This is a genomic window from Photorhabdus aegyptia (genome assembly GCF_000612035.1).
GTDB lineage: Bacteria > Pseudomonadota > Gammaproteobacteria > Enterobacterales > Enterobacteriaceae > Photorhabdus > Photorhabdus akhurstii.
In genome coordinates this window covers 166,403-173,137 of the sequence record NZ_JFGV01000001.1, presented here as the reverse complement: position 1 = coordinate 173,137, position 6,735 = coordinate 166,403, and the positions used below count along the sequence as shown (strand labels likewise).

At 38.6% G+C, this 6,735-nt stretch carries 5 protein-coding genes; 1 reads left to right on the top strand and 4 read right to left on the bottom strand.

The window, feature by feature from the left end; all coding sequences use genetic code 11:
- Nucleotides 1-737: 737 nt before the first annotated feature.
- Nucleotides 738-1,418 (bottom strand): helix-turn-helix transcriptional regulator, encoded by a 681-nt coding sequence (locus tag BA1DRAFT_RS00840; RefSeq protein WP_036775360.1) that lies wholly within the window; start codon nucleotides 1,416-1,418, stop codon nucleotides 738-740.
- Between the two features lie 822 nt (nucleotides 1,419-2,240).
- Between BA1DRAFT_RS00840 and BA1DRAFT_RS21565 the strand changes: the two genes are divergently transcribed.
- Nucleotides 2,241-2,453 (top strand): helix-turn-helix domain-containing protein, encoded by a 213-nt coding sequence (locus BA1DRAFT_RS21565; RefSeq protein WP_072164746.1) that lies wholly within the window; start codon nucleotides 2,241-2,243, stop codon nucleotides 2,451-2,453.
- A 233-nt stretch (nucleotides 2,454-2,686) separates the two neighbouring features.
- Here the strand turns inward: BA1DRAFT_RS21565 and BA1DRAFT_RS00830 are convergent, their stop codons facing one another.
- The 3 genes from BA1DRAFT_RS00830 to BA1DRAFT_RS00820 all read right to left on the bottom strand — a co-directional run bounded on the left by BA1DRAFT_RS00830 (nucleotide 2,687) and on the right by BA1DRAFT_RS00820 (nucleotide 6,461).
- Nucleotides 2,687-3,865, bottom strand: a complete 1,179-nt coding sequence (locus BA1DRAFT_RS00830) for a MalY/PatB family protein (RefSeq protein ID WP_036775357.1) — start codon at nucleotides 3,863-3,865, stop codon at nucleotides 2,687-2,689.
- Nucleotides 3,852-5,306: a Na+/H+ antiporter NhaC gene (gene nhaC / locus BA1DRAFT_RS00825; protein ID WP_036775356.1), complete on the bottom strand. Its 1,455-nt coding sequence runs from the start codon at nucleotides 5,304-5,306 to the stop codon at nucleotides 3,852-3,854. The genes BA1DRAFT_RS00830 and nhaC overlap by 14 nt, the downstream gene beginning before the upstream one ends.
- A 153-nt stretch (nucleotides 5,307-5,459) precedes the next feature.
- Nucleotides 5,460-6,461 (bottom strand): LacI family DNA-binding transcriptional regulator, encoded by a 1,002-nt coding sequence (locus BA1DRAFT_RS00820; RefSeq protein WP_036775353.1) that lies wholly within the window; start codon nucleotides 6,459-6,461, stop codon nucleotides 5,460-5,462.
- Nucleotides 6,462-6,735 lie beyond the last annotated feature (274 nt).

Genomic DNA, 6,735 nt, shown 5'->3' with positions numbered 1-6,735 from the left:
ATTGTATAAAAAATAGATTAATATTAATCATTTAATAACCAGCATTAATAATTTCAAATTAATTTTATTGTTTTATTTTTATTATGTGATGCATGTCACATTTATAATGATTGATTTCGGTATGAAATTACTTTTAATGTGACAATTACCGTTAATTTGTGATGAGGTATTACCTTTTCTGATTAGATTGGATGATAACTTTTAGCTCAGTTGGCAGAACAGGTGCTATGCTATTGCGGATTGGGAGATAACTATCAGATAGCAAGTGTTGGTAGTCACCGCCTTTTCGGGCACAGACGGAAACATCCGCAAGGGGTGGCACTAATTGCCTGACGTGCCTATTGATGAATGAGTTGTTGATCTGACATGTCTACAGCTTGACTGCCTGAAATAAGAAAAATGCACTATTATTAATGGATTAATATTTAACTGTGACAATCTCGTAATAATTTTATTATGTAATTTACATCACGTTTTTGTCTTATTACAAATGGTAGTAGCTTTTAAAATTTGGGCTTTCGTGATGATAAAATATCTTCTTTTCTCACTTATCATAGATATACGAATAGATAGTTCTTAGGCGGTAATAAAGGGTATTTACTGCCGTTTCTTCCTTAAAACGCACAGTAAAGGAGGTTATTGCGTAATAAGTTATGCACGCTTTTCCGGTAAATACGACATATAACGATAACTCAGTTCGTCTATTTCCTCTTGTGAGCATTGCCAGGGCTTGAGATTCAAACAAAAATACTGCTTTCAGGGCGTAAAAATCTTTCTGGTACATAAAGATCATAATTATTAAAGCGACAGTATTCCTCCAATTGCCGAGCAGACCTAACACCAACCTTTCTATATATTTGTGCTGTATAGTGTTCAACAGTACGGTAGGAAATATTTAATATTCTACCAATTTGTTTACTGGTATATTTATGTAAAGAGAGAAAAATAACATCCCATTCCCGTTGGGTAAATAAATGGGTCGGTGGTTGAAATATAATAGATGCAGGGAGTTTTCCATGATATAAACGTGTTAATGAATAATCTTGGGCTTTCCACAAGTGATAGATAATTCCAAGACAATCACCATTTTCATGATAAATAGGTGATTTTTCACAGAAATAAGAGGATAATGTTTTTACTCCCCCCCAAACATGGGTTTCGAGTGAAACATATGATTTTTCTTCTTTCATTACCTTTTGATCATGATGAATATATTCTTTTGCAAACTCAGCTCCATCCCAAGGAAGCTCATCATCATAAAATCCTTCGAAATCAAATGAATCAGAAAAACCTTTAATGGAGTTCAACGCTTTATTGCCATAAATAAAACACGAATTCTTATCTTTTATTCCCCAAGGATCGTTACTGATTGCCAATGTGTTAATAACTTGAGGTGAAATAATTAACTTATTATTCATGCTATTGTTCCTTTATTATATTTGACATAGTAACTACTTAATTATCATTAAGGCATTATCTGAATTAATTGTCATCTGAATTATATTTAAAACAGCTTAACCATATAATATATCACAACAATAATCCAGTCAAAAAGTGTACAATTTATTAATTTTAAGATAACATTATAAATACCACAAAATATAAAAAAAGTTATTATTTTGATAAAATATTATTTATATGATTGATTTTATCAGTTAATAAATATTTAAAAATTGAATTTACCTAACCTAGCAACTCATTAAAATTAATTGTCTTGTTGTCTATAAGATAGACAACTGAGTAAACAATGACAGGAGGTTCGGTGATAATGATCGTGTAATTTTTACAATGGATATGGACAAGGTGTGATGCGTGATCATTTAGAAATTTTGAAATATACCCCCTTGCACACCAATTCTCTGAGCTAACTAAGTTGGTGTCATTCCCTGTAACTGAAGAGCTTAAGACATTCATTAAAGTATTTCATCCGCTTCCAACATTTCCAAAAATAACTAAACTTTTTAAATACCTTAACGATCTAAAAAGAACATTTCTGCACATTTAAAGTTTAATTTTGAACAATCAGAGTTCATTTATGACCTTTTTATCGTTAGACAATTTTCTATTCAGAGAATATTTGGCTGTACTTGGCGGGGGTTTAATATCTTAGTACAGCTATTTTTTAACATTCCGCTCCTGTGCGGACTCAGGGAAAAAGCTGTAGAAATATAAAAATATCAAATTGAAAAGAGAGCATGAACATAGCACCTTGAATAACCAAATTGAGAGGAAAATAAGGAATGATTATAAAAGACGACTGGCACCCGGCTGATATTATTGCAGCATTAAAAAAACAAGGAACAAATCTTTCTACTATTTCAAGAGAAGCGGGGCTTGCATCATCTACCTTAAGTAATGCGCTACACCGTCCGTGGCCCAAAGGCGAACGGATAATTGCTACCGCTTTAAATTGTGAACCTTGCGAAATATGGCCGAGCAGATATTTTAAATGAGTTGTCATTTTCAAAATTAACATGAACTTATCATATAAAACCAATGAGATAGAGTTCATTACCTGAAACTTTCCTCATGGAAAATTTCAGGTATGATCATAGAATTAAAACAGGGCTATTAACGCCCTGCTTTGTTATCAAACTCCAGTTAAGATATATAATCAGACTAATTTAAGATATTTTCCATAGTGAGTTCTTTTTCTGCATTAATAGTTGGTAGATACCTTTTTAGTTTATGATGTTAGCTGAACTAAACCAGTGATTGCTTTTTCAAGATATTGACGAGGACAACCCAAGTTTATTCGGATAAACCCTTTTCCTTGATCGCCAAAACTCAATCCCATTGAAACGACTATTTTTGCTTTTTGTAATAAGGCTCGTTGCAAAGTGTCATCATCCAGACTTAAATCACGGCAGTCCAACCAAGCCAGATATGTCCCTTCCGCTTTGGTCATTCGGCACCAAGGAACGGCAGACGTTAAAGCCTGTTCGAACCAGCAACGGTTTTCTGCCAGATAATGCTGTAGTTTATCAAGCCATATATCTCCATGTTGATATGCTGCTGTCGCCGCAGTCATAGATAGAACGTTGAATACATCTAATCCATGAGCATTCAACCGATCGATAAAGGAACGTCGAAGTTCGGGATCTGGAATGAGAAAGTTTGATATACGGAGTGATGAAAGTCCAAATGTTTTACTTGCCGAGGTAGCAACAATAATATTGCTATGCCATTCACTCCCCAGATGTAGTATTGAGGTGAACTTCCCCCAAGGCAAAATTAAATCAGCCCAAATTTCATCGGAAATTACCGTCGTCCCGTACCTTTTACAAAGCATTAATATCTGGAGCAGTTCGTCACTATTCCAGCATCTACCAGTAGGGTTATGTGGATTACATAGCAATAGCAAAGGCGGCCTATGTTGTTCTAACATTTGCTCTAAATGAGCATAGTCAATCTTATAACCTTCCGAGCTTTCAAGAAGCGGATTTTCAATCATCATTCTGCCATTCATAGTAATAATTTTGGCGAATGAAGCATAATAGGGCCCTTGTACAATAACACCTTCCCCCGGTTTACTGAGCATTTGTATCAACAAAGCCAATCCAGGTATGACGCCTTCTATCGACGTAAACCAATCGCGGCACAAGGTCAGTTTATGGCGCCTTGAAAACCAGTCTATTGCCGCCTGGTAATAGAGATCGTCGCGTTCGCTATAACCAAAAATACCATGTTCGATTCGGGAGTAGAGTGTTTGCAAGACTTCTTCCGGGCATTGAAAATCGAAATCAGACACCCACATTGGCAACAGGTCAGTCTTATTTAAGTGCAAGTGACGATTTAAAAAATCCCACTTAACAGAGCTTGTATTGTAACGATCGATTATCTGGTTGAAATCAGGCAATTCCACTTTGGATTTCCTTTTTATTCAGGGAGTTTTCCGGCGTGATTTTTGCGATACCGAAACCAGTAAAACCATAGATGAGAGCCAAGAAGACCGCAGCATAGCACTGGATTGCCCAAGGCAGTAGCTCAAGCGTACTGACACCCAATGTAGTCGCCATATAAATGCCGGCAGCAGTCCAGGGGAGCAACGGTTCTATAACAGTACAGCCATCTTCTATTGTTCGTGACAGATTTTTATTATCCAGTCCCATGCGTCGATAAGCCCCTTTAAACAGCTCCGCCGGGATGAGGAGAGCCAATTTTCCGTTGCAGGTTGCGCCCGTTACCAGAATAGTTGTTGCCAATGTTGCAGCAATAAGTTGTCCGGTTGTGTGAACAACTTGTAGCAGCCGGTCAATAATGATAGTCAAAGCACCAGTAAGTGCTAAAGCACCGGCGAAGGTGAATGCACAAAATGCAAGCAGGATAGTCTTCATCATTGATGACATCCCCCCCCGATTGAGCAGACGGGAAACATCGCTAACGACTCCGCTGATGTTGTGTCCCTGATCAGAGAACATCGAGAGATTGAAACCATCTATCAACGCATTAAGGCCCTGTTTAAGGGTGAGTCCTTGGAAACCTATGCCAAGTACAATAGCTAATGCACAGGCAGCAAGCATGACGGGTATCACCGGACGTTTTGTTATTGCTCCCCACAAAACCAATATTGGCGGCAAAATCAGCAATAAATTGAAGTGATACAGGCTTTCAAGAGATTGAATGATTTCTGTGACTTTTTCCGGTGTTGCCACGTTACCTGTTAAGCTTGTATGACCAGCAATAAAATAAACAATAGCGGCTAAAACAAAGCCGGGAATAGTGGTATACATCAAATGTTGAACATGGCTGTAAAGATCAGTATCGGCAACGATAGCGGCGAAATTAGTTGAGTCAGATAACGGTGAAATTTTATCGCCGAAATACGCGCCTGAAACAACCGCTCCGGCTGCCGCGGCCAAAGACACATCAAGGCCAGCGGCGACTCCCATCAGGGCAACCCCCGCTGTTCCGGCCGCTCCCCATGACGTACCGGTACAAACTGAAATAACGCTCGTGATAAAGAAAGCGGTAATAAGTATGTATTGAGGGCTAATCAGTTTTAACCCCCAGTACATCATGTAAGGTATAGTTCCGCTGAACATCCAGGCCCCAATTAACCCGCCGACGCAAATCAGTATCATCATCACCGGCATCGCTTTAGCCAGCTTTGCCACAATAGCATCGATAATGTCATTCCAGCGATAGCCTTGCCAATACGCTAAAGTAGCTGCTATTCCTGCTGATATCAGTAATAGGGATTCGATGCGTAAATTCAGTTGACCATATCCAATAATTAGCAGTAAGAGCATTGCCGCAATTGGCAGTATAGCGAGTCTCAGATTAAGCTTTTTTTTATCATCCATATAAAAACTCCAGTTTCAGGTGGGTTGTTGAAACAGGATAATAAATTTATTTCACATGAGATGTGATAGATATTACTTGTTCATGTAATTGGTTTCATGAGATGCGAAGTGTGATCTGTATATCGCTTTTACGCTTATGTGCGATGCTTTTTATTATTCGATTAAAAGAACGGAATCCCTGATAACAAGTTCGGCTGAGAACATATTCATCTGTGGGGTTATTTCTTTTTTGGCACTGAGTTTCAATGCCAGATTAGCCGCCCGCTGAGCCATTCGTTCTATTGGATTGTGTACAGTAGTTAAGGGGGGATAGAGATATCGGGCCGGGACAATATCATCAAACCCAACAATCGACAGTTGCTCCGGTAATTTGATTTTCCGTTGATGTAGGGATCGCATCATACCGGCAGCCATGACATCATTAAATGTTACTGCCGCGGTAAAGTCGATGCCACTTTCTAAGAGCTTTTCTGCTGCCAATTCTCCACCTTTTTCGTTGAATGGAACACTAATGACCCAATTGCTAGGTACTGTGATACCCGCATTAGCCATTGCAGCCTGATACCCTTCCAGGCGGAGCCTTCTATTATCAATCGGTAGATCTGCCGTTACACAAGCAATTTTTCGATGACCGTTTTGAAGAAGATAGTTAGTAGCAATCTGAGAAGCACTGACGTTATCTAACCAGATACACCGGTTGGCGATAGCAGGGAAATATCGATTGATAATCACCAATCCTGGTGTATGAGCTGCATAGCGTAATACATCTACATCACTCATCCTACTAATATGCGCTACTATTGCTTCGCATCCCTGATTAATTAAAAAATCTAAGGCGGATTTCTCAAGTTCAGCTTGATACCCGCCACTACAAACCATCAATTTTACTTCTTCCTGCCGAGCAACTTTTTCAACCCCGCGAGCCAAAAGGGAAAAAAAAGGATCAGCCAAATTGCCGGTGAGTAAACCCAACATATTCCCACACCTTTTCGCTAATGCAAGTGCGGCAGAATTACGATGATAGTTGAACTCACGCATGGCTTTCTCTACACGCTCACGAGTGCCCGGATCGACGTAAGCGGTATTATTAATAACACGGCTTACAGTGGCCACGGATACTCCAGCTCGATGGGCTACGTCTTTCATTGTGGCCATAATTTCTCCTCAGCAGTTATGCAAAATAAATATGAAGAAGAATTATATCTCAATTTATTCAGATTATCATGAAAGGATTTGTACACCTTATTTCAAGTGAATAATGTGAATTGGGCTTATCTTAATAATATTGAGTGAACGGTTTAACAATAGAATAAGAACAGTTGGGAGTATGAACATAATGGGACTTTCAATATACCGACGATGAAATCCTTGATCTGGCTCAGAAAATGGGCTAGAAAACCGATTCATACCATTAACTTATTAAAAGTCA

What these genes read in the sequence shown, in the direction of transcription:
- BA1DRAFT_RS00840 (WP_036775360.1), bottom strand. Translation starts at nt 1,418, where the DNA reads ATGAATAATAAGTTAATTATTTCACCTCAAGTTATTAACACATTGGCA.
- BA1DRAFT_RS21565 (WP_072164746.1), top strand. Translation starts at nt 2,241, where the DNA reads ATGATTATAAAAGACGACTGGCACCCGGCTGATATTATTGCAGCATTA.
- nhaC (WP_036775356.1), bottom strand. Translation starts at nt 5,306, where the DNA reads ATGGATGATAAAAAAAAGCTTAATCTGAGACTCGCTATACTGCCAATT.
- BA1DRAFT_RS00820 (WP_036775353.1), bottom strand. Translation starts at nt 6,461, where the DNA reads ATGGCCACAATGAAAGACGTAGCCCATCGAGCTGGAGTATCCGTGGCC.